22 protein-coding genes and 1 pseudogene are annotated in these 25,605 nt (G+C 55.9%); 12 read left to right on the top strand and 11 right to left on the bottom strand.

Annotation, left to right across the window (positions count from 1 at the left end):
- Positions 1–250 precede the first annotated feature (250 nt).
- The 4 genes and pseudogenes from PAB09_RS07800 to msrB all read left to right on the top strand — a co-directional run.
- Positions 251–1,154: pseudogene (locus tag PAB09_RS07800) on the top strand (IS3 family transposase); the annotation flags it as partial.
- A 333-nt stretch (positions 1,155–1,487) separates the two neighbouring features.
- Positions 1,488–2,297 carry a dihydrofolate reductase family protein gene (locus PAB09_RS07805; RefSeq protein WP_271033132.1) on the top strand — a complete coding sequence of 270 codons (810 nt, stop codon included), beginning with the start codon at positions 1,488–1,490 and terminating at the stop codon, positions 2,295–2,297.
- A gap of 59 nt (positions 2,298–2,356) precedes the next feature.
- Positions 2,357–3,679, top strand: a complete 1,323-nt coding sequence (locus tag PAB09_RS07810) for a glycosyltransferase family 87 protein (RefSeq protein WP_271033133.1) — start codon at positions 2,357–2,359, stop codon at positions 3,677–3,679.
- Between the two features lie 94 nt (positions 3,680–3,773).
- Positions 3,774–4,187: a peptide-methionine (R)-S-oxide reductase MsrB gene (gene msrB, locus PAB09_RS07815; RefSeq protein WP_271033134.1), complete on the top strand. Its 414-nt coding sequence runs from the start codon at positions 3,774–3,776 to the stop codon at positions 4,185–4,187.
- Between the two features lie 192 nt (positions 4,188–4,379).
- Here msrB and hemQ read toward each other — a convergent pair whose 3' ends face one another.
- Complete coding sequence (gene hemQ, locus PAB09_RS07820) at positions 4,380–5,084, bottom strand: hydrogen peroxide-dependent heme synthase (protein WP_271033135.1); 705 nt, start codon at positions 5,082–5,084, stop codon at positions 4,380–4,382.
- 666 nt (positions 5,085–5,750) lie between these two features.
- Here hemQ and PAB09_RS07825 point away from each other — a divergent pair.
- The gene (locus PAB09_RS07825) at positions 5,751–6,374 is read left to right on the top strand and encodes a DUF3000 domain-containing protein (RefSeq protein ID WP_271035333.1); all 624 of its coding nucleotides are present in this window, start codon (positions 5,751–5,753) and stop codon (positions 6,372–6,374) included.
- A 12-nt stretch (positions 6,375–6,386) separates the two neighbouring features.
- The gene (locus tag PAB09_RS07830; protein WP_271033136.1) at positions 6,387–7,643 is read left to right on the top strand and encodes a ribonuclease D; all 1,257 of its coding nucleotides are present in this window, start codon (positions 6,387–6,389) and stop codon (positions 7,641–7,643) included.
- Positions 7,644–7,748: 105 nt separating this feature from the next.
- Here PAB09_RS07830 and dxs read toward each other — a convergent pair whose 3' ends face one another.
- Together dxs and PAB09_RS07840 are read right to left on the bottom strand one after the other, a co-directional pair.
- Positions 7,749–9,680: a 1-deoxy-D-xylulose-5-phosphate synthase gene (gene dxs, locus PAB09_RS07835; RefSeq protein ID WP_271033137.1), complete on the bottom strand. Its 1,932-nt coding sequence runs from the start codon at positions 9,678–9,680 to the stop codon at positions 7,749–7,751.
- A 496-nt stretch (positions 9,681–10,176) separates the two neighbouring features.
- On the bottom strand, positions 10,177–11,391 hold the full coding sequence (locus tag PAB09_RS07840) for a class I SAM-dependent RNA methyltransferase (RefSeq protein WP_271035334.1): 1,215 nt from the start codon (positions 11,389–11,391) through the stop codon (positions 10,177–10,179).
- Here PAB09_RS07840 and PAB09_RS07845 point away from each other — a divergent pair.
- Entirely contained in the window at positions 11,299–11,532 is a 234-nt protein-coding gene (locus tag PAB09_RS07845) for a hypothetical protein (protein WP_271035411.1), read from the top strand. The two genes, PAB09_RS07840 and PAB09_RS07845, sit on opposite strands and share 93 nt — an antisense overlap.
- A 121-nt stretch (positions 11,533–11,653) precedes the next feature.
- Here the strand turns inward: PAB09_RS07845 and PAB09_RS07850 are convergent, their stop codons facing one another.
- The 3 genes from PAB09_RS07850 to dut all read right to left on the bottom strand — a co-directional run bounded on the left by PAB09_RS07850 (position 11,654) and on the right by dut (position 14,215).
- On the bottom strand, positions 11,654–12,322 hold the full coding sequence (locus PAB09_RS07850) for a DUF3159 domain-containing protein (protein ID WP_271035335.1): 669 nt from the start codon (positions 12,320–12,322) through the stop codon (positions 11,654–11,656).
- A 412-nt stretch (positions 12,323–12,734) separates the two neighbouring features.
- On the bottom strand, positions 12,735–13,556 hold the full coding sequence (locus PAB09_RS07855) for a DUF3710 domain-containing protein (protein WP_271033138.1): 822 nt from the start codon (positions 13,554–13,556) through the stop codon (positions 12,735–12,737).
- 140 nt (positions 13,557–13,696) lie between these two features.
- A complete protein-coding gene (dut, locus tag PAB09_RS07860) occupies positions 13,697–14,215 on the bottom strand; it encodes a dUTP diphosphatase (protein WP_442873657.1) in 519 nt (172 codons plus the stop codon).
- A gap of 301 nt (positions 14,216–14,516) precedes the next feature.
- On the opposite strand from dut, the gene PAB09_RS07865 reads away from it, so the two are divergent.
- Positions 14,517–15,026, top strand: a complete 510-nt coding sequence (locus PAB09_RS07865; protein WP_271033139.1) for a DUF3093 domain-containing protein — start codon at positions 14,517–14,519, stop codon at positions 15,024–15,026.
- Positions 15,027–15,345: 319 nt separating this feature from the next.
- On the opposite strand, the gene PAB09_RS07870 is transcribed toward PAB09_RS07865, so the two are convergent.
- Both PAB09_RS07870 and PAB09_RS07875 read right to left on the bottom strand, forming a co-directional pair.
- Positions 15,346–15,639, bottom strand: a complete 294-nt coding sequence (locus PAB09_RS07870; protein ID WP_271033140.1) for a DUF4193 domain-containing protein — start codon at positions 15,637–15,639, stop codon at positions 15,346–15,348.
- Positions 15,640–15,812: 173 nt separating this feature from the next.
- Positions 15,813–16,631 (bottom strand): inositol monophosphatase family protein, encoded by an 819-nt coding sequence (locus PAB09_RS07875; RefSeq protein ID WP_271035337.1) that lies wholly within the window; start codon positions 16,629–16,631, stop codon positions 15,813–15,815.
- A 695-nt stretch (positions 16,632–17,326) separates the two neighbouring features.
- On the opposite strand from PAB09_RS07875, the gene ppgK reads away from it, so the two are divergent.
- Together ppgK and PAB09_RS07885 are read left to right on the top strand one after the other, a co-directional pair.
- The gene (gene ppgK, locus PAB09_RS07880; RefSeq protein WP_271033141.1) at positions 17,327–18,079 is read left to right on the top strand and encodes a polyphosphate--glucose phosphotransferase; all 753 of its coding nucleotides are present in this window, start codon (positions 17,327–17,329) and stop codon (positions 18,077–18,079) included.
- 594 nt (positions 18,080–18,673) lie between these two features.
- Positions 18,674–20,257 (top strand): RNA polymerase sigma factor, encoded by a 1,584-nt coding sequence (locus PAB09_RS07885; protein ID WP_271033142.1) that lies wholly within the window; start codon positions 18,674–18,676, stop codon positions 20,255–20,257.
- A gap of 66 nt (positions 20,258–20,323) precedes the next feature.
- Here PAB09_RS07885 and PAB09_RS07890 read toward each other — a convergent pair whose 3' ends face one another.
- From PAB09_RS07890 to PAB09_RS07900, 3 genes are all read right to left on the bottom strand, one after another.
- Complete coding sequence (locus PAB09_RS07890) at positions 20,324–20,782, bottom strand: SRPBCC family protein (RefSeq protein ID WP_271033143.1); 459 nt, start codon at positions 20,780–20,782, stop codon at positions 20,324–20,326.
- A 218-nt stretch (positions 20,783–21,000) separates the two neighbouring features.
- Positions 21,001–22,710: a DEAD/DEAH box helicase gene (locus PAB09_RS07895; protein ID WP_271033144.1), complete on the bottom strand. Its 1,710-nt coding sequence runs from the start codon at positions 22,708–22,710 to the stop codon at positions 21,001–21,003.
- Complete coding sequence (locus tag PAB09_RS07900) at positions 22,707–22,946, bottom strand: DUF3039 domain-containing protein (RefSeq protein ID WP_271033145.1); 240 nt, start codon at positions 22,944–22,946, stop codon at positions 22,707–22,709. The genes PAB09_RS07895 and PAB09_RS07900 overlap by 4 nt, the downstream gene beginning before the upstream one ends.
- Before the next feature lie 60 nt (positions 22,947–23,006).
- Here PAB09_RS07900 and PAB09_RS13355 point away from each other — a divergent pair, with 60 nt between their 5' ends.
- Both PAB09_RS13355 and PAB09_RS07910 read left to right on the top strand, forming a co-directional pair.
- Positions 23,007–23,693 (top strand): DUF3099 domain-containing protein, encoded by a 687-nt coding sequence (locus PAB09_RS13355; protein ID WP_271033146.1) that lies wholly within the window; start codon positions 23,007–23,009, stop codon positions 23,691–23,693.
- A 229-nt stretch (positions 23,694–23,922) separates the two neighbouring features.
- Positions 23,923–25,581, top strand: coding sequence for a DUF7782 domain-containing protein (locus tag PAB09_RS07910; RefSeq protein ID WP_271033147.1), 1,659 nt, complete (start codon positions 23,923–23,925; stop codon positions 25,579–25,581).
- Positions 25,582–25,605 lie beyond the last annotated feature (24 nt).

The raw sequence follows: 25,605 nt of genomic DNA on the forward strand, positions 1-25,605 counted from the left end.
CTTCGTCGGAATTGATTAATCCTACTCAACACTCCCGCCCTCTCTCGACGTAAATTGACTAAACAACCAGATGCCAGTGTTGATAACTGTCATCAATCTAAGACAGATTCGACAACCAGGTGTTTGAAAATAAGAACCCTTGCCAAATCCTGCAATTACTATAACAGCTCCATAGGAATATGGACACAAATTAATGAATCATGAAGCGTCCTGGGTTTAGTTCCTACCTCAGCTAAGGAAGGATTGAACTATGCCTAGAAAGTATTCCGTCGAGTTCAAGGAGAAGGCGGTCCATCAGATCATCGAAATGGTCCGCCTGGAGTCTTGCTCACTGCAACGCGCCTATACGGAGGTCGGTGAGCTGCTTGGAGTATCTCACCACACGTTGCGGGTTTGGTACCGTGACAGCGCTTCAGTACGCGATAATTCTGACGCTTCAGGCGGCGAAACAATGGAAGAAGAACTCAGGCGTCTGCGTCGAGAAAACCGCGAACTGAAACGAGCAAACGGGATTCTTAAGACAGCTTCGGCTTTTTCGCAGCGGAACTCGACCGACCCACGACCAAATGATCTCCTACATCGACGCGTACAAAGATCAATTTGGATTCGAGGCCATCTGCAGAGTTCTAAAACAGGCAGATCGTGGATTCATCACCTCTCGTGGCTACCGCAAGGCGACCACTCGTGTTCCCAGCGCAAGGGCCTTAAGCGATAGCCTGCTCATCCCAGAGATACAGCGTGTGCATGCACAGAATTTCTCGGTCTACGGTATCCGCAAAATGTGGCACGCGATGAACCGTGAAGGCTTTCATATTGGTCGCGACAAGACCGCACGTCTGATGAAACTCGCAGGCGTTTCTGGCCGCAGACGTGGGCGAACCCCAGTGACAACGGTAAGCCAGAAGACACCGGATCATCGCCGAGACCTTGTACAGCGAGACTTTCGTGCGCAGGCACCAGGCAGGCTTTGGGTTGCCGACATTACCTACGTTCGCACCCTGTCAGGATTCACCTATACCGCGTTTGTCGTGGATGTATTCAGCCGAAAAATTGTTGGTGTTGCTACACGCTCGACGATGCGTACCGATGCGCTGCCGATGGAGGCTTTGGAGCATGCGTTAACGACTGCAGGGCGAATCCATGGAAGCCAGCTAGAACCACCAATTCACCCGCAGGTTTTCCTGCGGGTTTTTGCATTCACCCCTGTCATTGAGTCTTGGGGGGTTAACTAGCACTACGTGTGTCTGCGCCGGTTAGGCGAGCGACGTGCGAAGGTCGCAGGACCACCGCGGCTATCGATATCGGGCACGAGCGCTTTCGGCCATGAGTAAAGTAGCTCCTAAAAGCATTCCTTCCAGTATTGCTGCAGCAATGAACGTTTCACGATTGTCTCGATCATGCTTGGAGGAGTCACCACCTTTCCGACTCCGAGTCTCGGTGGTTGTCGGCTACATGCCTGAAGGCAGGAATAGAATATGGTTCGGCCAATGAATAGTCCACTAGCCACAGAAGCACCGTTTTCACTTCTATCCTCGGAGATACAGGCGATCCTCGGCGACCCCGGCGCATCACGCACGCTTGTTCGGCTCATTTTCGCCTCAACAATCAACGCATCGTCCAGCATTGACGGAGTATCTGGGCCACTGGGTAATGAGCTGGATTACCAAGTATTACTGGCCGCTCGTGCGCTTGCCGACGTCGTTCTGGTCGGCGCAAACACCGTCCGTGAAGAGAATTACGGTGGCGTGGTGCTCAGTAACGACCTGCAACAGGCCAGAGCATCCGTTGGGCAGGCAGCCATCCCGCCGATCGCTATCCTCTCGCGCAAAGGAAACTTCTCACCGGAGTCCACAGTGGTCGCGGCCAGCGCCGTGCCACCTATTCTGATTCGCTCACACGCTGACGCGCAGAAATATCCTTCGCCAGCGGTAGAGGCCGGGGTGTGCCGTGAATTATTGCTGCCGGATATCAGCGGCGCCGCCGTCATCCACGCGCTCCAAGCGGAGGGATTCTTACACATCGTATGCGAGGGTGGCCCCAGCCTTTACGCGCGTCTTCTCAAGGATGATTGCGCCGACGTGTTGAATTGGACGATAGATCCCAGCATCGTCTTTGCCTCCGGCTCCCCTATCTTGGGACTGCCGCCTGATACGGCGGCCACCGGCGAGGGCTCACGGGTTGTTTCGCGCCTCCCTTTTGACCTTCGTTCCCACGTTGCCTGCCCCAACGGGGTGTTGTTTCTGCGGTATGAGCGCCGACGCTCCTCGGCCGAGGCGGCAAGCGAAAGCCACCAGTAAGGGGGCACGGGGCGCGCAATGCCCGTCAACACTGGCGACGTCGATTAGCATTAGCTTTCGTGACCGCGCCTTTGCCTACGCCAATGAAGACCCGACTCGACCAGATCTGGACCACCGGCATTCCCGCCCCAGATGACTCCTCACCGAGCACAACCGGTGACGGAAACTCTCTGAATCGTCGTGATCCCGGCGTGAGCCAACTCTTTTCTCATCGTGCAGACACCAACAGGATTGGAAATGCGTTGCTGTGGCCGTTGGCTGCGATGATCATCTTCCACTGCGTATTTTTCCTCGCTGTCAACGGCTCACCCACCGATGACTTCGGCACGGTGTACAACGCCTTGCGGCGGTTCCTCGACGGCAGCGCCGTATACGTTGAGAACTATTCTTTCGTTGATCCGCACTACCTTTACAACCCTGGCGCCACGGTTGTGCTGTCACCACTGGCCTTAAGCTCGCATTTTGCCGCTTCACGCTTTGGTTTCATCCTGCTGAACGCGGCCGCAATCATCGCGGCTTTGGCGATACTCACCCGCATGTTTGACTATCGGCTCAGCTCCTTTGTATACCCACTTTCCCTGTGCATCGCTTTTTCCACCGAAGCCGTAAGAAATACGCTCATCTTCGCCAATATCAACGGTGTCATGCTGCTAATCTTTGCAGGCTTCTTGTGGGCGCTGCTGCGCAATCGGTCGCTGCTAGCTGGCGTACTCATTGGCTTTGCCATTCTTATCAAGCCACTGTTTGCGCCGCTGCTTTTGCTGCCATTGGTGCGCGCGCAGTGGTCGATCATCGCCGGAGGCATTGTGATTCCGGTGGTGGCTAATCTCGCGGCAAGCTTTGTTGTCGCGGACTTCAGTTCCTATTGGTCGACGACGGCACCATATCTAAGGCTTGCCCGCGATTATGCTAATTCGAGCCTTCCCGGCGCGGCTGCGTACTTCGGCTTGCCGCCAGCCGAAGAAACTGCCCTTTTCGTTGTCTTTGCCCTCGTGGTTGCTGTGGGCGTGATCTTCGTTCTTCGCGTGCGAGTGCAAGATCCACCCTTATTCTTGGCTTTGTGCTCAGGGCTGTTGCTCAGCGGGGTGTTCTTCCTTTCCGCACTGGGTCAGATGTATTACTCCATGCTTTTATTCCCGCTTGCGTTCGCGTTTGTGCGGGAGGTTTCGCTAGGAGCGAACCCTCTTGCATGGTTGGGTTTGGTGTTTTCGCTCTTCCCCGGCGACTGGGCTTCCGAACGCTTTTATAGCTTCGGTTCCTACATTGGCACCTTTGGCGCCACCGTGGGATGGTGCCTGCTAATAGTGGTCATATCCACCACTGCGGTTGCGTGGTACTTTAGTAAACCACGCACACATGCTTCCTTGCTTTCCGACGCCTAACGGCCGCATGTCCGTCACGTCGGTTCGTGTCGAGGAAGTACTGCTGCGTGCCGCTCGCGCAACCCCGCGAGCTCACCGATCGAGGAGAATACTCATGACGGACTTCACGCTGATCAGCGACGCCGAATGGCGCAAGCGCCTCAACCCCGAGGAATACCGAGTCTTGCGACAAGCAGGTACGGAGGCGCCACACATCGGCGAGTACACCAATACCACCACCGAGGGAGTGTATTCCTGCCGTGCCTGCGGAACCGAACTATTTCGCTCGACCGAAAAATTCGAGTCCCACTGCGGTTGGCCTTCCTTCTTCTCGCCTCTAGCCGGGGATCGGATCATCGAACGTGACGACTTTTCCCTTGGCATGCACCGTGTTGAGGTCCTGTGCGCCAATTGTCACTCACACCTCGGGCATGTCTTTGCCGGCGAGGGCTATGACACCCCCACCGACCTGCGCTACTGCATCAACTCCATCAGCCTCACGCTTGAGGAAAAGCCGGTCAACGAATAGTTGACGCGCACGCTTAAAAGTCGCTCGCGTCTTCCGGTGACTAGAGCGAATAAAATCGAGGGCACCTGCGGATTCCCGCAGGTGCCCTCTTTCGGTGAGCCCTTCCTCCCGAAAGATGCGCAAATCCTACTCGTCCGCCAAGACTGCGTAACTCCAAGTTAGGCCATCTGCAAACAGGCTCTCAAAAGGTTTTTAGGGAAGTACGTCGATGAGAGTAGAAATCGCATCAACCCGCTTGCCCGAAAAGAACGGAACTTCTTGGCGCACATGCAGCCGAGCCTCGGTGTAACGCATGACATGCATAAGGTCCACAATACGATGCAGCTCCGGAGCCTCGAAGGCCAGGATCCATTCGTAATCACCAAGTGCGAAGGCCGGAACGGTGTTAGCGCGTACATCCGGGAATTCACGCGCGGCCTGACCGTGCTCAGACAAGATCTTGCGACGCTTGGCTGGATCCATGACATACCAGTCGTAGGAGCGAACAAACGGGTACACCGTTACCCACGCTCCAGCATCCTCGCTCATGATGAAGCTGGGCAGGTGGGACTTGTTGAACTCGCTAGGACGGTGCAACGCATTTCCGATCCACGTGACCTCGGTAAGCTGGCCCAAGGTGGTCTCACGGCGAAATGCTGCAATTGCCTTCTGGATATCTTCAAATTCCTCGGCGTGCCACCAGATCATGAAGTCCGCGTCCGCGCGGTAGCCAGCCAAATCATAAATGCCACGCACCACCACGGTACCAGCATTGGCAAGCTCGGCGAAGAACTCCTCAGCCTGGGCCTTAATCTGATCACGCTCGGTGCCCAGCGCCCCTGGAATTGCGCGAAATACTGCCCACTGGGAATAACGCTGCATGCTGTTGAGCTCTTCGAAGTTGAGCTTTTCTGCCATGTGTATGTCCTTTCAACAGACCTTGTCACGGACGCCAGCCGCCCGAACCTATCCACCGGCCAATCCTAAGAGCCTGCGGGGCGCCTATTGTAAGTCCCCGAGGACACAAAAAGCACAGATTGGCATTGTGACGAGAAGCTGATGCCCGTTTACTTCTTGTTGATCCCACAAACGCCCGTAGACCACACGGAGCGGCCTCCAGCCAACCATCTAGGCGAGGTTAGGCATGGTCCATAAGTTGGATAGCAACGCAGCCAATCTTAGCAAAGGCAACACACATCTTGGGCGGTTGTTCAACTGTTCTCTCGTAGCTCCCCCCCCCCCCCGCCGTTGATCACTCGAGCACCTGCTTCACGTGTGCGTCGCCTTCGATCTATCTCCGCCAAGAGTCCTTTTAGAATGACCAAAACCAAATACACCCGGATCCGCGATTCTTATCCCATTTACCAACGTGGACAACAGAAAGCGACAGTTTCAACAGCTGCTTCTACTGTTTCACTTTCACCAAATTTCCCTCGAGTTTCAAGCCAATTCTGCCTAGTCAACGCCGTTTTCTGAACGCCAGTGAGGGCAACCGTTTTTCGGCGCGCCTAACTGGCTTTGCCACGACGCACCGTTAGCTTGGTCATTGTGACCAATTCTCAGAAGACGCCTCCAGACCTTCCGCTGGCTGAACCGGCTCGGGCGGCAGGCACCCAGGATTTAGGCGCTGAGGCATTACCAGCCGCGTTCTCCCAGGCAGTGGAGTCTATGCATAAAGCAGTGCTCAGGCCCGAGATTTCTCTGGGAACGATTCGTCCCCCTCAGCGACTTGCACCTTATAGCCACGCCATCGGTCTCGAAGTCATCCCTGAAGACCCTGAAGAAAACGAGCACCCCCTCACCGATGCCAGTGGTGATGCATTCGGACGCCTTATCCTGCTTCATGACCCAGGTGCGGATGAAAGCTGGGATGGTTCCATGCGGCTTGTGGCCTATATTCAGGCGGACATGGAAGATGCCGTAGCCAACGATCCCTTGCTTCCTGAGGTCGCATGGCAGTGGCTCACCGAGGGTCTCGACGTGGCCGGCGCGCTTCACACCAACCTGGGCGGCACGGTCACTGCCACCGCATCGGTTCGCTTTGGCGAAATTGGCGGTCCGCCACGGGCCTATCAAGTGGAGATGCGTGCCAGTTGGACCGCGGAAGGAAACGACTTGGCACCGCATGTCGAAGCCTTTTCCCATGTCCTAGCCAACGTGGCGGGGCTTCCGCCGGAAGGTGTGGCCACCTTACATAAGCGAGGCTAGGGTCTGTCATTGATGAGTGAGGTCATTACTCAACCTGCCGGTGGCACCCCCGGTGTGCTCGACAACCCTGGTTCCATCTTTTCTGCCGCGCAAACTTTGGCTGCTGGCGCAGGCCCCATTGCGCTCGACGTTGAACGTGCCGGCTCGTTTCGCTACATGGACAGCGCGTGTCTGATACAGGTTCGTCGAAATCACATTGATAGTAGGGCAAAAGCAGGCGGCGGCCTGCAAGCTGGCGAGTCCGCGGAGACCTTCTTATTTGATCCTCAGTCAGCACCTGAGGCGGTTTCTGAGGCCCTGGCAGGCGTATTCAATCACTCAACTTGGATCTTGCATTCAGCCACTTCCGACTTGCCGAGTCTGTTTGAGCTAGGGCTGCGACCTGTCAGGCTTTTTGACACAGAACTTGCCGGACGTTTCCTCGGCATTGAACGTGTTAACTTGGCTGCGTTAGTCGAGCGGGAATTCAATGTCACTCTTCTCAAGGGGCATGGACACCAAAATTGGTCTAAGCGTCCGTTGCCCTCGAGCTGGCTGGATTATGCGGCCTTAGATGTTGAGTTTCTCATTCCTTTGGCTATCACCTTGCAAGATCAGCTCGATCAGGCAGGACGCCTCGCGTGGTTTGAAGAAGAGTGTGAGCACATAAGGATTACTTTTGCCGATGGCGGTCCGATCAAAATCAAGGACTGGACCTCTTTAAAAGGCATATCGAAGCTGAAAAACCCGCGGCAATTACATGCTGCACGGCGATTGTGGCAACAGCGCGAGGAGTATGCAAGAACCAAGAATCTTGCGGTTAGTAAGGTATTAAAAGACTCGACCTTGATCGAATTGGCTGGTCATAGCTATCGCAGGTATCGCGACATCGAAAATCTGCTGCGAAAAACGAGCAATCCAGCAAGGCTTACCCCTTTGTGGCATCGTACGCTGCGCAACGCTTTAGCCGATGATCCAGCATGCTTTCCCACTGTAAAGGAAATGAAGGCCTCGCGAGAAACCAAGCACCGCCGTGAGGCATGGTGGATGAAGGATCACTACCCCGAAGTGTGGGACTCCATCACCTTGGCGCGCGACCTCATGGAACGCAAAAGCAATGACTTGAATGTTCCTGCTGAGCTCCTCTTGAAACCCACAATTCTCAGATCGACTTTGGTTGAGGCACGTCTTCACGGGCGAGACATCGAAGAGACACTTGCCTCCCTAGGAGCTAGATCCTGGCAGCGAGAAATAGCCACGCCTTTGCTGCAAGAGGCTCTCCGCCCCTGAGCCGGGCCGCCTAGCACGAGACATCAAACCTCGCGTGACCTTTGAATTTAGGAAACCGACCCCGGCATTGACGCTTGGGTCGGTTCAATCGTGGGTTGATCGACCTTAAGCTTGCTCTTCCTCAAACAGTTCCTTGGCCCACGTCTCAATTGCCAGTCGAATGCTTTCCGCATCTAAGCCGACTTCAGCCAAGAGCTCGGTACGGGTAGCATGCAGTGGGAAAATCTCTGGGAACGCCAAGTTGCGTAGCGGAGTGTCTACCCCGGCAGCATTCAATGCTTCGCCCAGCATCGACCCAACCCCGCCGTGCACCACTCCGTCCTCGACAGTAACGACGAGGTCATGGTCGTCGGCAAGCGCAACGAGACTAGGTGCAATCGGCATGACCCACCGCGGGTCCACCACGGTGATGTTGAGGCCTGCTTGGCGCAAATCCTCGGAGACTTCCATCACGGGCTGCACCATCGGGCCACATGCGACCACGAGAACCGATGGAGATTCCGATACTGCCTCATCATCAGGCTCCCCTACCTCAGAGGTGTCTGCGTAGAAGATAATGTCCACACCATCGCTGAGGCGCTCCTGCGCCGATACTTCCTCAGGCAAATTCCCCTTCGGGAACCGCACCACTGTCGGCGAATGATGCTCTACTGCCTCGCGGAACAGCTCCACCAGTTGTGCACCGTCACGCGGAGCAGCAACCTTAACCCCCGGGATTATGCCAGTAATTGCCATATCCCAGACACCATTGTGGCTTGCGCCGTCCGACCCGGTTACACCCGCTCTGTCGAGGACGAGAGTTACCGGCAGATTAAGGAGTGCAACGTCCATGAGGAGTTGGTCGAAGGCACGATTCAAGAACGTCGAATAGAGTGCGACAACCGGATGCATTCCTCCCAGCGCCAAACCAGCAGCCGAGGTAAGCGCGTGTTGTTCTGCGATGCCGACATCAAAGAAACGCTCAGGGTAGGCGTCCCCGAATGCTTTCAAGCCGGTAGGCCCAGCCATTGCAGCCGTAATCGCGACGATGTCATCTCGTTCGCCACCAAGCCGCACCAACTCCTTGCTAAAAAGCGAGGTCCAACCGGGGCTCTTTGCGCCCACGGGCTCGCCGGTCTTGGGGTCTATGATGCCGGTGGAGTGCATGAGTTCCGCTACATCATTTTCCGCCGGGGCATAGCCGCGCCCCTTCTCTGTTACGGCGTGGACGATGATCGGTCCGTGGTAGTCGCGTGCGTAGCGCAAGGCTGCCTCCAACGCCTTGAGATTGTGCCCATTGACTGGGCCAACATACTTCATCCCCAGCTCTGGAAACATCTCCGTTGGGATCACTGTGGATTTGACCCCCTCTTTGAACGCGTGGAGTGCCTCAAAGGTGCGCTCCCCAACCCACCCAAGGGACTTTAAGGTGGTCTTGCCGTGCTCCATCACACGGTCGTAGAAAGGCTGCATGCGCAGCTCAGCCAAATTGTCAGCGAAGCCACCAATGGTTGGAGAATAGCTACGACCATTGTCATTGACAATGATGACTACATTGCGATCCTTACCCGCAGCGATATTGTTAAGGGCTTCCCAACACATGCCGCCTGTCAAGGCTCCATCGCCGACTACTACCACCGCTTGGCGATCGATTTCTCCCTTAATTTGAAAGGCCTTGGCTAGGCCGTCAGCATAGCTAAGCGCAGCCGAGGCGTGAGAAGACTCCGTCCAGTCGTGCACGCTCTCGGTTCGAGAGGTGTAGCCTGACAAGCCATCCTTTTGGCGCAGATTGTCGAAGCCAGCTGCCCGCCCAGTGAGAATTTTGTGTACGTAGGACTGGTGGGAGGTGTCGAAGATGATGGGATCCTGTGGTGAATCGAACACCGTGTGGATCGCCAAAGTAAGCTCGACGACGCCAAGGTTCGGACCTAAGTGACCACCCGTGGCAGACACCTTTTCGACAAGGAACTCGCGGATCTCACCTGCGAGCTGTTCCTGTTCTTCCAAGGACAGGGCCTTCACATCTGCTGGGGACTGGATGCGATTCAAAATACTCATGCCGAACGCTCGAGCATCCTTTCTTGGTAGAAACGTGGTCTCTCCCGCGCTGTGGCGCCACAGGTCACATTTTCCGTGACCGCTTCTGGCTATGGTCATGCCCTAGGGCGGAAAGCCCAGCCACGGGGGCCGGACCTGAAGAAGCGAGCGTGGCACAGTCACACAAGTGTGGAAATGAATCCAACTTCCTGCCAGCTTGCTTCGGCGTTGTTGTTCCATATTACTAGCCTGGTGGACCGAATTAGGTAGCGCACGCACAATTGCTTGGCCAAGACCAAGCCACGGCCTAAGCTTGAACCGCTTAGAACAACTCTTCTTGCAGGCTAAGACAGGGTTTTACTTTTCTCCGTCCGCTAACGACTTCGCTTTCCGCGTAGCTAATGGCCACCATATGCGACCCACTGGTCGTTTTCTCGCAATTCTTGTATCCGGTAAGTGCCTTGCTACCGCTTCCTGGCCGTTGGAGTTTGCCTTCCGAATGGGGCATGAACGGATCTTAGGCTGGTTCAAACAATCCAACTGCTTCCATATGATGAGTGCCAGGGAAGGCGTTAAACAGCACCACCTCGGCAAGACGGTAACCACTTCGCGTCCACGTTGCGGTGTCCCGGGCAAATGTAGCCGGATCGCATCCGATGTGAATGACTTTCGCAGGCGCAGCTGCAGCAACTGCTTCTACCACGGTAGCTCCTGCGCCAATCCGCGGCGGGTCGAGGACCACAACATCTGGTTCGGGTAGCTGATCTAATGCCCGTTCCACACTCGTTGGGTGGAAAACCACAGCATGCGCATCGTCGTCGGAAAGCACCTCTTTGAAAGCAGCCCGTCCAGCATTGGCTGCCTGGTGTGATGCTTCGACTGAGTGAACAACCGCAGGCACGCCAATACCTTCCATGATTGCGGGCACAAAGGCACCAACACCACCATAGAGATCCCACCCAACTACCTTGACTCCAGATCGAGGCGTAATCGGCGCCAAGGACAACCACCGACGTATTACCTCTGAATACGCCTCAGGTGCAGCAAGATGCGCCTGCCAGAAAGCCACCGCAGGAAGCTGAAATTTCACTCCGCCGACTTCTTGAGTGGCAAGGCCGCTGCCCTCGATGACATTCGTGACCTTCTCGTTTCTACGTCCGCGTGGGGCGCGGCGCACCTCGACGACGTGGCGGTTGCCTTCGTCGTCACGCACGGCAACGACCTCTGCACCGGGAGTAAAGGCTGGTGCCTGTGGACCGACTACCCCATCCAGCAAACCCTCAACTGCCTGAACGCACACTTCGCCCGAGATCACCTCATTAGACTGCGCGCGGCGAAATCCTGCACGACCTGTTGAATCTACCCCTAGGCGCACACGGGTTCGCCACCTCGCGTTGGGCTGTAAATCAACCACCTGAATCGGCGGTGTGTTCTCGACCTTGCCCAGGCGTCGGAGTTGGTCAATAAGGATGTCCTTTTTCAAGGAAATCTCGGCTGCCGGATCCAGCTCGCCGAAGTCGCAGCACCCTGCGCCAGCTGCCGCGGCTGGACACCGCTGCGCGACTCTCATCGGCGATGCATGAACCACCTCATGAACCACTGCACGAGCAAAACTCTTCTTTGATTCAAGGATATCGACTTGAACCTCGTCGCCGGGAAAAGCGCCTTTGACAAAGACAACTTTGCCTTGATGCAAGGCAATCCCTTCGCCACCATGAGCAATACGCTCGATCTTGAGCGTGAGGCGATCGCTCTTGTGCAAGCTGTCCACTGGTTATCCTTTACTTTGTTCGCGCCATTTTTCACGCGCTTTGGTTCTACGAGCCTGTTTGTCCCCACCAGGCGCCAACAACAGAGCCTGAGCAAATACTGATCCAGGGCCGGAATGGGTATTTCTATCTGGCCGACCAAGGTGCAATTCTCAACAGACTATTTCATGGTGCAGCATAGTTTTACTCGGCAGAGTAATCCGAATCCGCCACGACTGAACCAGCCTAAGGCGACTCAGATTGAGTACTAGCCTTGTCCACAGGCTCAGAAACTGCAACGTTGGTATCGATGGCACCTTGGGCAGCTTCGGACAGGCCCATACCCGCCTCTTGCAAAGCTGAGGTGGCCTGTTTGACCATCACCACGGTAAACAACGTAACCAGCCCTGTCAGCGGCCATCCCATGAGCATTCGGGCAATCCACAACGCCGTGGTGTCATCGACGTTGTACAACCAATTCTGTATAACAAATCGAGCAGCAAACACCAGCGTCCATCCAGCCGTTGCCCACGCATAGGCACGACGCGCGCCAGAAACCGTTCGCCAGGCCATGCCGTCGCCGTTGATCCCCTTCCAGATGACACCGACAAGTGGCCACCGAAGTGGAATTGAAATGAGAAACACCACCGCATAGAGAAGCGACATCCAGATGCCATAAAGGAAGTAACCCTTTGCATCACCCGTCCACCATGCGATCACCACGCAAATGGCCACACCCAATAGGCCGGAAATGGCTGGTTGAATGTTTTCTTTACGCGCCAATCGCCACAAGAAGATGGCGAAGGCCAACCCAAGTGAGGCAACGATCGCACCCGTGAGCCCCCATACTCTGTTAGCGGGAACAAACGCGAGAATGGGCAGCGTACTCGAGACGAGGCCCGACAGCCCTCCCATTTGTTCGAGCAACGAGGGATTTTCCTCACTGCCAGAAGGTTCGGCGGGACTAGCTATGTCATTGTTTTTCGCGTCGATGGTGGACTCCTCAATTACTGAGCGAAAACTGTAGATACTGATGCTTGGAGGGCCAAAGGCACAGGTGTCATCTAGGCTCGACCGCGCCGCGAGCCCCGAGACGAGCACGCATAAGCGCACGAGCCTGCAGCTTCTCACAGGGGCCGAAAACGCCTTAGGACAACCACGCTACCCCTAAGCCTTGCGACCTCAAAAGCTCCCACACTCGCAGCTTTGCCCTTGAGGTCCCTTGTTTCCTCAGGTAGGGGTTCATTGGTCGCTAAGACAACAGTCCAAGCGGTGTTTCACCATGAGTGTGCTCCCATAGACGAAGTAGCGAAGACGAGCTGTGTTTTTATTGCTCCTGTTTCGGCTCGGTGGCATGCTGAGGCTGCCCCTGAGCACTTTCTTGAGCTGCCTTTTGGCGTCGAATCATTTCTTGCTGGACTTGCTTTGCCAAGGGCTCAGGAAGCGCGACTGGAAGGGAATTTCCAGCTAAGATCGGGGAATCATCGCGGTAGACGAAGGTACGGGCGGTCAGCTCTCGTGCCAGCCTAGTCATCTCCTCCGCCTTTTCCTTGGGGCTTGCCACCGTCATGCGGAGCATCCATCGTGGACCATCGACACCAATGATGCGCACGATTCCGCCACCGCTGGCCATCGATCCCACGATCTCGCGCCCCCAGGGTCCGTATTGAATTTCGACATCGAGCCCATCATTACGCATCGACTGCGCGATGTCCTTGGTTGCCTCGCGCCACTGCCCCTTTGAGGCGGGCGCCGCGAAGGCCACCGGAGTTACTCTCCCATATTCGGTGAGAACATGCAGCATCTTTGGCCCGTTCGGCCCCATTTCCACCTGCACCTCGGAATGGTGCGGCAGCGGCAAAACGATGGATCCGAGGTTGAGAACTCCGGTTCCGAAATCGGAGAAGTCGAAGTCCTCAAACTTGACCGAGCGACCGTCATAAGGACCCATGCTTCCGCCAATGGCATCATGTTCGGGATCAGCCGGGAGCCCCTGGCCATTGAAAGCATCCTCTACATCTGCGGCCAATTCCACCTCCGGCGCCGATGCCACATCTTGTGCATCAATCTTGCCGATTTCTGGGGTGTTTGTCGCTTCCCCGCCCTTAGTGGGATCGTTCTTATTTTTTCCAAAAGGCCACAAAGCCATTGGTGTCTCCTTGCAGATATATGTGTCGCACCACGTTTATGCCGCCGCTTATTGAAAAACACGAGGCTGTGCTTGATGCAGTGCGCATCAGTGGCGTCCGCCTCCGATTCTAATGAGATTGAAAGACGATAGTTGTCAGATCACTCGGAGGGTGCCTCGATGCCGGTGGAGCCATAGCCGTGGGCACCACGCTCGGTGTCATCCAGTTCCGCTACTTCGTTGAAGTCAAATAGCTCGACCCTTTGCACTAGCAACTGGGCGATGCGTTCGCCTTTTTCGATAACGATGGGGACTGTTGGGTCGAGATTGATGAGGCACACCTTTATCTCACCACGGTAATCAGCATCGATGGTGCCTGGCGCATTGACGATGCTGAGACCTTCTTTCCATGCACGACCGGATCGAGGATGGACAAGTCCCACGGTGCCCAACGGCAAGGCAATGGCGATTCCAGTCCCGACGAGGGCACGGTGACCAGGTTCAATTTCAACCGACTCCATGGCGCACAGATCGACACCGGCGTCGCCGCGATGCGCACGCACGGGAATCACCGCGTCGTCGTAAAGCTTCTTGATGCGAATAGGGGCGATGGTGTTCAAGGTGCCATCACTGCCGTTCTGGCCATTCAATGAAGTGTTGGAATTATCCGTTGTGGACATAAAAGCCTATCTTTCTTAAGTTCCTAAATCATCCGATTATATCCCCCAGTCCGCACACGCGCCCCTGCCAGTCCAGCCACGCATCGTTCCTTGCCCAAAGAGGTGGACAAATCCCGTCATCAATGGCTCTGCCACTGCGGAATGCGTTGGGAAGCCAACTAAAAGCATGATCCCTTCGATATCAAATGGGCCGAGTGCATTGCGCCTCGCGCGTGCGCTTACCGACGTCTAAAGATTGCTTGTGTCGCAGCCTACCCAACTCACAGGGGTCGCTTCGAAAAGTGCAGTAAGATTGATTGGCGTGACTTCCGCCAATGATGATCAGATCAAGATCTTATACAGCGAACGCCAGTGGATTGCTTGGTACTGGTGGGTAGTGGCCTTCATCGTCGTGGCCATTTTGACCGCTCAGTTTGCCATGAACCGATCAGTCTTTTGGTTATACATCCCAGCGGCAGTGTTAAGTCTCATCGCGATTTGGGGGCTTGTTTCCCTGTCTAAGACAACAATACGCGTCGAAGAAGATGCCGACGGGATGCGATGGCTCGTTTGCGGGCAGGCAAATCTGCCCAACACGGTCGTTGACAGGGTTTTGGTCGTCCCCGCCTCCGCCAAACAGAGTGCGATGGGCCGCCAGCTCGACCCTGCAGCCTATCTGGTTTCTCATTCTTGGGTGAAAGAAATGGTCATGATCGTGCTTAATGATCCCAACGACCCGACTCCGTATTGGCTTATGTCTTCAAAAAACCCCGAAGCCCTCCTGAAGGCTTTCACACCCGATCTCATTGCAAAAACGGCTTCCGCCGACTGAGGGGATCAAGTGCTTAGTGAAAGCAAGGCTTCCTAACCCACAGAAAATCCGCCCGTCGACGATTTTGGCTTATTTGTCGCGGGCGGATTTTTCACACGTGGGCGGCAGGACTGCAATCAATTTGCAACGAAACGAATGCCCCCTCCGCAAGGTTGGAACCGTAGATCCCACCAACGGCTGCGGGTATGAAACGAGGAAGGGTGCGCGCGCCACTCTCGTGAACACACCGGCTGCGAGGATGGCAGGGCTTGGCGGCAGATGAGGTTAGTCCTAAATCTTCCCCGGCAATCCCCAATTTGTGGCGCGCATTGGAGGATGCTCATGCACAATCCAGGCAGACCATCGAGCCATCAGGTTCGACATGCGACATGCGGTTGCGACGCTGCACCAGGAAGCACACCGAACACGTGAACTCATCGGAGCGGCGTGGTACGACCGTCACATCGAGCTCTTCACCGGAAAGATCCATGGTGGGAAGATCAAACGGTTCGACGATTTCCCCGTCATCGTCGATATCATTCTTGGAGGACTCTGCAGCCTTCAGGCCCTCAAGCGAATCAGTTTCAAGCTCGTCGTCAACGCGACGGCGGGGTGCATCGTAATCGGTTGCCATGATGCTGCTCCTTTGGGGAATTGTCGAAGCACGGTGGGGCGAAGTAGCTGACACAGTAGCAATGACAGCTCAAGCCCACAACGCGAAGCGTGATATTTTCTCGACGCGCATATTAAGGCAGAAATCCACAATTGTCACTCTCAGGACACTCTTGGATTGACCGGGGGTAAACTCTAACCCTCCTCCACGCTTAAAGCCGCAAGCGGAAGCTCCTGCGGTATATCGCCCATGACCTGCCGAAATGACTCTTTCAATCCAGGTGCACATCCCCATAAAAGGTGAGCGTCATCACCGCTTTGAGACAGGGCGGGGGCAACCACGAAAGCCCCTGCTTCGCGAGCAATGAGCACGCCGGCAGCGTAATCCCACGCATTAAGAGCGTGCTCGTAATAGGCATCCACCATTCCCTCGGCAAGCGCACACAAATCGAGGGCGGCAGATCCCATCCGTCGAATGTCCCGCACAACGGGCAATACCTTCAAAAGGATTTCCGCCTGCGCCTTGCGCCTTAATGAGGCATAGCTAAAACCCGTCGCCACCAATGTCGTGGCGAGGTCTACCTCTTGGCTTGCTACAAGTCGAGAATGCGTGCCGACGGGACTCAAAGCAAATGCACCACAGCCTTTGGCCGCCACATACATCTTTGCGGTGGCCACATTCACGACACACCCGGCAATAACCTCCCCATCGACTGCCGCCGCGATGGAGACCGCATAATTGGGATGCCCGTAGATAAAGTTCACGGTGCCATCGATGGGGTCTACGATCCAAGTCACACCGCTGACTGAGCTAAATGAGCTGCCTTCCTCGCCAATCAACCCGTCGCGAGGCCTCAGTGAGCGCAAGCCTTCTGTAATGAATTCCTCGGCCATAGAATCGACGATGGTCACGGGGTCTTCGGCTGAAGATTTCGATTGGGAATACGCACGAACGTCGCCAAGTTCACCCCGCTTGGTGCGGATGAGTTCAGCGGCTGCCTCCGCAAGATCCATTGCCACTTTGAGCAACGTCGTAGGCGCGTTATCGGTAGCTGGGTTGTAAACCCGCGATTGATGTCCAGAATCGACGCCGTCTCCGGCACCGTCGCGTTCACAATCGAGTTCAGGGCGAATCCCGCCAGGCAAGAGATAGGTGGTATCCATAGTCACTATTATTGCGACTTCGGAGTCCCAAGGCTTCCCCGTTGACCAATTCAGATGAATCACACAGCCGCGTCACATGGGCCATGCACATTCCCGGTTGGCTGCGTCGACGATACTCGGTCACTTTCTTGACATTCCATCTCGATTCCACCATGCGGACATTCACCCCCGAAGGGGTGTAGATCAATATTTGGCTTTTATGTGGCGTTGACAACTCTTGCGCGGGAGGTGCGCGACGAGAACACTTGCAATCAGGCCACGTCGGTTTCCCTCAGATCTTTGCGCACAGTCCATAGTGACTGCCTAAGCTGGAGATGTATCGAATGATTTTTGTCAGCGATGGCACAGTCGGAAACGTTTGCAAGCTAATTGGTCCTCACATCGGCCTGAGAAGTTGATCCAATACACGCCTCCTTTACTCACCTCAACATCTGCAAAACGACTCTGACAATGGCGACCAACAAGGCAACAAGGGCAACCGATTGCTCGAGGTTTGCGTTGATTCGGACAAAATAAGAACAAAATTCCGATTATGCTTAGTTTTCATGACACGCATTGGATTTGGAATCGATGTCGGCGGCTCAGGCATCAAGGGCGCTCGAGTAGACCTCAACACTGGTGAGTTCATTGGCGACCGCATCAAAATCGCCACCCCACAGCCAGCAACCCCTGAGGCCGTTGCTGACACTATTGCCGAAATCTTGCGCATCGCCGAGTGGGATGGACCAGTCGGCATCACTCTCCCCTCCGTGATCAAGGATCAGGTGGCACTCTCAGCCGCCAACATTGATCCGACCTGGGTCAACACCGATGTACAAAAACTCTTCACCGAGCACATCGGTCAGCGGGAGTACTCCGTTCTCAATGATGCCGACGCGGCAGGACTTGCCGAGGTGGCCTACGGGGATGAACGCGCAAAGCAAGGCGTTGCGATCCTTTTGACCTTCGGCACCGGGATCGGCTCCGCCTTCCTGGTAAATGGAACCCTATTCCCCAACACTGAACTTGGTCACTTGATCATTGGTGGAAAGGAAGCCGAAAGCTTCGCATCTTCTGCAGCGAAGGAACGCGAAGACATTAGCTTCGAAAAGTGGGCCAAACGGGTATCCAAGGTCCTCAAGGAGTACGAGCGTCTCTTCTGGCCAACTTTGTTTATTGTTGGCGGAGGAATTTCTCGCAAGTCCGAAAAGTGGGTTCCGTTCTTGTCTAACAAGACCCCAGTGGTACCCGCGCAGCTTCGCAACCGTGCAGGAATCGTCGGTGCTGCAATGGCCGCCGAGCAAGGCGTCAAGCCCTGATCTGCGCCATTGTTCATCTTCCCTTCATGAGACGCATTTCGCCTAGCCAGGGTCGTTAGGGTGGGCGCGCTCATTGGACATCATTGCCCACTCAAACCGCTCATCCGGCCTCTTCATTTCGGCCACGGTCTCTGCGCCGAATGCACGATATATGCAAGTAAATGGCCTTACCTGTTGCAGGCACGTAAGGTCAACGCAATTTCGTAGTGTTGTCGCAAAGATGGCCGCATTCACATCGGCTCTCGACGCATGCTCCCTATATTAGCCCTTGCAAAATTTGGGGAATAACTGCTAGTTGTCAAGGGTTTGAATAAAGGTAAATTCTCTCGACAATGCGGGAGGTGAAAACCCCTCGCGCGCGCATATGTTTTATAATGGCACTTTGATTGCACACTGAATGAGCTCGCGGCTTTCAATCCATCCTCCTTGTGGTGCAGTTTTGCCCTCGAGGTCAACGGACATTCATGAAGGCCGCGGCTCGATCAGCGTTGGCTTAAGACGATTTGGACGCACCTGTCCAAGTACGTCGCTGCTACCCTTCTTTTGGGGGTAGGTGGCACATTTTTTGATCTATTTCAAGGCGAAAGGGCATTCGTGGCAGCCACTGAAAATTCAGATTCCCAGGCAACCGCTCCTGCACGCAAGGCTGTAAAAAAGACCGCTAAGAAAGTGGCCCGAAAGGCTGCCCCGCGTGCAGCGATGCCGACCATTGCGCCTGCTGACACTACCCCTGAGGCGCCGGTGGCGGAATCCACCACAATCGCAGCCGTCAATCTCGCTGCCGCCGAGGAATCTACAACTGAGGCACCGATTAAGAAGGCCGCAAAAAAGGTTGCTAAGAAAACCGCCAAGAAGGCAGCAAAAAAGGTAGCCAAGAAAGCGGCAAAGAAGACTGCAAAGAAGGCATCTCGTGCGCGCGCTCCTAAGGAAGATGATCTTAACTCGGAGGTAGCTGCTGAACTCAATGAAGATGACGAGGTCGACACCGCAGATTCCAGTGATGAAATCGATCTCGATTCCGATTTGGGCGGGGAATTCGACTCCGATCTCGATGATGACCTCGGTGGTGACATGGATGACGATCTTGACGGCGGACTCGATGACGACCTCGACGGCCTAGACGATGACGAATCTGAAGATGACGAGGATTCAGAGGACGAGGAAGACGACGGCTCCAGTGTCTGGGACGAGGACGAGTCCGCAGCATTGCGTCAGGCTCGGAAGGATGCCGAGCTCACCGCCTCAGCAGACTCCGTGCGCGCTTACCTCAAGCAGATCGGTAAGGTGGCTTTGCTTAACGCCGAGCAGGAAGTCTCTCTTGCAAAGCGCATTGAGGCCGGCTTGTATGCCCAGTACCGCATGGAACAAATGGAGGAGGCCTACAACAACGGCGATAAGGATGCGAAACTCACGCCTGCTGTAAAGCGAGACCTCCGCGCCATTGCACGCGATGGCCGGAAGGCTAAGAATCACCTTCTTGAGGCAAACCTTCGTCTCGTAGTCTCCCTAGCCAAGCGCTACACTGGTCGCGGCATGGCCTTTTTGGATCTCATTCAGGAAGGCAACCTCGGTCTGATCCGAGCCGTGGAGAAGTTCGATTACACCAAGGGATACAAGTTCTCCACGTATGCCACTTGGTGGATTCGTCAGGCAATCACTCGCGCGATGGCCGATCAGGCTCGAACCATCCGCATTCCTGTCCACATGGTTGAGGTTATCAACAAGCTTGGTCGGATCCAGCGCGAACTCTTGCAGGATCTGGGGCGCGAACCCACCCCGCAAGAGCTGGCCAAGGAAATGGACATCACCGAGGAAAAGGTGCTGGAGATCCAGCAGTACGCACGAGAGCCGATTTCCCTGGATCAGACCATCGGCGATGAGGGCGACTCCCAGCTCGGCGACTTCATTGAGGACTCTGAGGCCGTTATCGCCGTGGATGCCGTCTCCTTCACCCTGCTGCAGGATCAGCTGCAGGACGTGCTCCATACTTTGTCTGAGCGCGAGGCCGGCGTAGTCAAGCTCCGCTTCGGTCTTACCGACGGTATGCCGCGCACTTTAGACGAAATCGGTCAGGTCTACGGTGTCACCCGTGAGCGCATCCGTCAGATCGAATCAAAGACGATGTCGAAACTGCGCCACCCTTCGCGTTCGCAGGTGCTGCGCGACTATCTCGACTAGTTGTACACCAAGCGCCCCGCACCCTCAGGAAAATGTTGAGGTGCAGCGGGGCGCTTCCGCGTACAATTAGCCGGTCACATATTCGCCAAGGCGAGCAAGCCCTTTCTCGAAATCGGCGCCAATCTTTTCCTCCATTTTCGCGAGTCTGTAAATGAACTTGAAGATGCGGTTTAGATGACCGGTCATCTGCCAAATGACGGTTGTCGAGCCTTCATCTTTTGGCGCGAGGTAGAAGTGGCTGCGGTTCGTCGCCTTGAACGGTTTGAGGAACTCGATGTCAACTTCGACGATGCTGGGTTCATCGGTGACGATGGTCATCTTGCCTTCGCCTGCGGCGCTGTTCCCGACCCAGTACACGCTGGCCCCGATGCCTGCTTCTGGACCAGAATAAAATTGCTCCATGTTGGGATCAAGGTCTTGCCATGGCGACCATTGCTCCCACTTGTGAAGGTCAGCGATGGCATCGTGAACCGCCTGAATGGGAGCATTCACTGTCGCGGTGCGTGACAATTCAAATTCGCTCATCACCAAACAATAGTATTAAGAAAACCTTAACTGCCATTGAGAAATAAGTGGCAGTAGCGCTTGTTGTCAAGAATTTGTGACCTGCTCACTTTGCGTGGACAGTTCGTCTCATATCGAACCTACAGCTGACAGCAGTGGGCAAAAACAAGCAGGGCACCGATAATTTCGATTTTCGCGAATCGGCTCTCCTACCCTGCTTCTCTATCTTCCACGCCCAGCTACCAGCGACGCAAATACTCTATCCGCGCCTTAAGTTGTTCGGCCGAGCACATCGCGGTTGGTGGACCGCCGCATTTTTGTCGCACTTCGGTGTGGATAGCGCCGTGTGGGCGCCCAGTCCGCGCGGCGGTGATGGCGACGAGAGCGTTGAGCTCCTTGCGCAAATGCGGAATCTCTTGGCTCGCCACGCGCTCCTGTGCATGCTTGGTGCCTTGCGCCGCGCGTGCCTCTGCTTCCTTGCGGCGGCGTTCCTTCTCCGCAGCCTCGCGAGCGTCAAGTTGTTCGGCCTGGCGCCGGCGCAGCAGGGTTCTCATCTGATCCGCATCCAACAAGCCGGGTAGCCCGAGGTAGTCGGCTTCTTCGGCCGAACCTGCCATGGTGGTAGTGCCAAATTGTGAGCCATCGAAAATCAACGAATCCAGCTCCGCCTCCGCGCCGAGGGACTCATAGCTTTTGAGCTCGTCTTTTTCGGTCTCCGTTTTGTTTGCTTGGGCGATGAGTTCATCGTCCCACCCCTCTTTTGGCCGGTCTGGTTTGCCCAGCACGTGGTCGCGAGAGGTTTCTAGCTTGGCAGCAAGGTCGAGCAAGACCGGAACGGAAGGCAGGAACACCGAGGCGGTTTCACCACGTCGCCGTGAACGCACGAAGCGCCCGATCGCCTGGGCAAAGAACAGCGGTGTAGAGGAACTGGTGGCGTATACACCCACAGCAAGTCTGGGTACGTCAACGCCCTCGGAGACCATGCGCACCGCAACCATCCACTCGTCGGCGCTTTCGGAAAACTTCTCGATGTTTTCCGAAGAACCCGGTTCATCGGACAAAATCACAGATACCGGGGTGGATGACAGTTTTGACAAAATCTTCGCGTAGGCTCGGGCTGTCGTCGTATCCGTCGCGATCACCAGACCACCGGCATCGGGGATGTGTTTCCGCGTTTGCAACAATCGGGTGTGCGCCGCGCGAAGCACCGCGGGAATCCAATCCCCCTTGGGGTCGAGCGCTGTCTTCCATGCCCGAGCGGTTTGTTCCGCATTAAGCGGCTCTCCGAGGCGTGCGGCATACTCCTCGCCTGCGCTGGTGCGCCAACGAGCCTCGCCGGAATAGGCAAGAAAGACCACAGGCCGCACGACTCCGTCGGCAAGCGCGTCGGAATAGCCATAGGTGTGATCCGAACGGGACACGAGGTGCCCCTCACCGTCCTCAACATAGCGCACAAAAGGAATCGGCGAGTCGTCGGAGCGGAACGGCGTGCCTGTCAACGCGAGGCGACGCTCGGCATCGGAGTATGCCTCCCGTATACCATCGCCCCAACTCTTGGCATCACCGCCGTGGTGGATTTCGTCGAGGATAACGAGAGTGCGTTTTGCTGTGGCCACTGCGCGATGCTTATAGGGGTGCATGGCAACCTGCGCATACGTGACCACGACGCCGTGATATTGCGGGTTTACAGCGTCGCTGTTGGTGAAATAAGGGTCAAGCGATAGGCCAACCCGCGCCGCGGAGGCGGCCCACTGAACCTTGAGGTGTTCGGTGGGCACCACCACGACGATGCGATCGACGGTACGATTGCCAACGAGCTCGGTGGCTACCCGCAAAGCGAAGGTGGTCTTACCTGCACCGGGGGTAGCCACAGCCAGGAAGTCCTTCGGGTTGGTCATTAAGTATTTCGTGAGCGCCTTGCGCTGCCAGGCGCGAAGGTCAGAACTCACTTCTTACGCAGTCCCTTATAGATGCGCTCACAGTCAGGGCATACCGGAGAGCCGGGTTTTGCCTGCTTGGTTACGGGAAATGTCTCGCCACACAGAGCCACGACCATGCGACCTGAGACCGCGGATTCCACGATCTGATCCTTTTTTACGTAGTGGAAGAACTTCGGTGTGTCATCACCTGTGCGGGTATCTTCCCGTACATCTGGGCGTTCAATAGTCTTCGTCGTCGTACTCACCCAACCTATAATGCACCACTTCCTACCCGAAAGCACGTAAAGGGTCTAACCTAAACAATCATGAGCTTTCACGACGAGGAAACTGAGGCCGGTAAGGACGCCTATATTGTCGACCACGACCAAGTTGTGGATGTCGATGGCGCTTTCGAGGCTTCCGACACAGTCTCTCGCACTCGTTTTCGCTGGTTTAAGCGCGGCAAGGTCGCGTTGATTACGGACGCTCATAGATCACCGGTTGAGAATCTGCATCATCGCGAGACCCTGTATAAATGGCTCCAGGGTTCCCGAGTACCTTTCCTTCTGGCATCTGGAGTCACTTACATTTGGATGCACAACATCTTCTTGTCAGTCGTCCTCTTTTGCATATCTATCCCACTGCCGTGGATTGCTGTGGTCGTCGCCAATGGAGTCGGCGAGCCGAAGGATCCGCGCACACCTAGTGTCTACAAGCCAGCTCTGGCCCGTATGAATTTAGAAACGGGACCCCAACTTAGGTCTGCGCAATCGCTTTCTATTGAAGCTGGCGCGCCCTTGGCGTCGGAGGCAGCAACGGGCGCCACAGGAACGCCCCCGCGTGGTAGCGATGTCACGGTGACCACGGGGGACGATTCTTTGCTTACCGACGCCCACGGTCAGCATGCCTCGAAAGACGGCAGTGGCCTTCAATACTCACCACCTTCTGGCACCATCGAAAACGAAATCATCGACCACAAAGCCGGCACATCCGGCAACGCTGAGACCCCATAGACGATACCGACCGAGTTTTGCCATCAACCACTCTCCCACCGCTCCACCCGTGTTTGGTCCGCTCGTGCGAGGATTGGTAGCCCTGTCGCCGGCGCGATCCATGATGAGAAGAAAAAGAGCTTTCAGCATCGCCGCATCCTTGAAGGTGCCACGCACAACCAGGGTTCCCGCGGTACGGATAAAATGCCAGTATCTTTAGGCGGATTACACCTTGGTAGGATAAGCCTTTATGCGTACCCCCCTTGGACAGGTATCCCCCCAGCTCATCGCCCATCTCCGCCATGCCGACTTCACCGCTTCTCGTATCAGCGAGTTCTTAGGTACCAGCGCAAACGCGGCGCTGTATCGGGGCGAACCCGGCGCGGTTCTGCGCATCCTTCGTACCCAAGTGGAGGCAGCGTTGCGAACCTGCGAGGAGTCGACAATTGAGAATGTTCACCACTTCGCCGGTCTGATCGAGTTCTTCCTGCTGCACCGTCCGCTAAGCTCACAAGGACTAGAGGCTTTGCTTGGTCAAGAACTAGCACAGTCGCTCATTAACGTTGGCATGGTCGGGTCAGTTGGCTGCCAGGCTGGTGAGGTTGGTCAACCGGTTCCCGATCCACACGAAGGAGCGCACACATGGATTCCGCTCTACGACATCCGGCCACATGTAATTCGCGGAGAAGACTATTGGGTGATCTCCGATCGCGATGCGTCCATGGTCGAAGGTCACGTGCCCGCCGCCAATCACGTCTTAGGCGTGGGTGCTGCAAGCCTGTCGTTGCTGTCGGTGACTCCTCAGTCACCAGTGGAATCGGTGCTTGATCTAGGCACAGGTTCCGGCGTCCAGGTACTCGGGCAGCTCAAGGTTGCCGAGCGCATAATTGCCACAGATTTCTACCCGCGTGCCTTGGATCTTGCCGAGGCCACCCTCGTACCGGCCATAGCCGGCCTAGATGCAGACACCACAGCGGCAGTGTCCCTGGTGGAAGGTTCCTGGTTTTCCCCAGTACAGGGAATGCGCTTCGATCGAATCGTGTCCAACCCGCCATTTGTCGTCAGCACCGGACACATTCACCACGGTTACCGCGACTCCGGTCTGGATTTGGACGGCGCCACCGAATTGGTGGTGCGGGAGGCCATTGACCATCTCACAGCGGGCGGGCACGCGCATATCCTCGGGGCATGGGTTCACCGCAACGGCGAGGATTGGCGGCAGCGTTTGAGCTCATGGCTGCCAGATGAGGGCGTGGCTGCTTGGATTTTGCAACGCGATGTCGCCGATCCGGAATTATACGTTGGCACCTGGCTGCGCGATGAGAGTATCGATCCTCGCAGCCAGCAGGCCATTACTCGCACCCAGCAATGGCTGAGTCACTTCGCCGACAATGAAGTCACTGGCATTGGCTTCGGCTACATCCACTTAGAACGCATTGAAGATGGTGAACCCTCCGACGTACTGATCGAGGAATTGAGCCATCAGGTCGACGACTATCTCGGCGACGAGGTTGAGGAGTATTTCACCCGCGCTCGGTGGCTTAGGGATCAAACTCCCGAGTCCATCATGGCGAGTAATTTCGTATTGCGCCCGGGGATTGCTCTCGAAGATGTCTCGGTCGCGGATGAGGAATCTGGCATGGGCTTCACGCAGGCGGTACTGCGACTAACGCGTACGGAGGGGCCTCGGTTTAGCCACGAAATCGACTCCCATCTGCGCGCCATCGTGGCGGGTCTCCATCCACAAGGGTTGAGCCTAGGCGAGGTGGCACAGCTATATGCCTTCAGCCACAATCTGGACGAGGATGCGCTGGCAAACGCCCTCGTGTCCCCTATCGTCGATTTAGTACGCCACGGTTTGCTGCTGCCTGCTTCGCTTATCGACGAAGGACGCGGCGACGTCCTCTAGCTTGTTTATCACGATGACACAAGA

This window comes from Corynebacterium sp. SCR221107, from assembly GCF_027886475.1.
Classification (GTDB): Bacteria; Actinomycetota; Actinomycetes; order Mycobacteriales; family Mycobacteriaceae; genus Corynebacterium.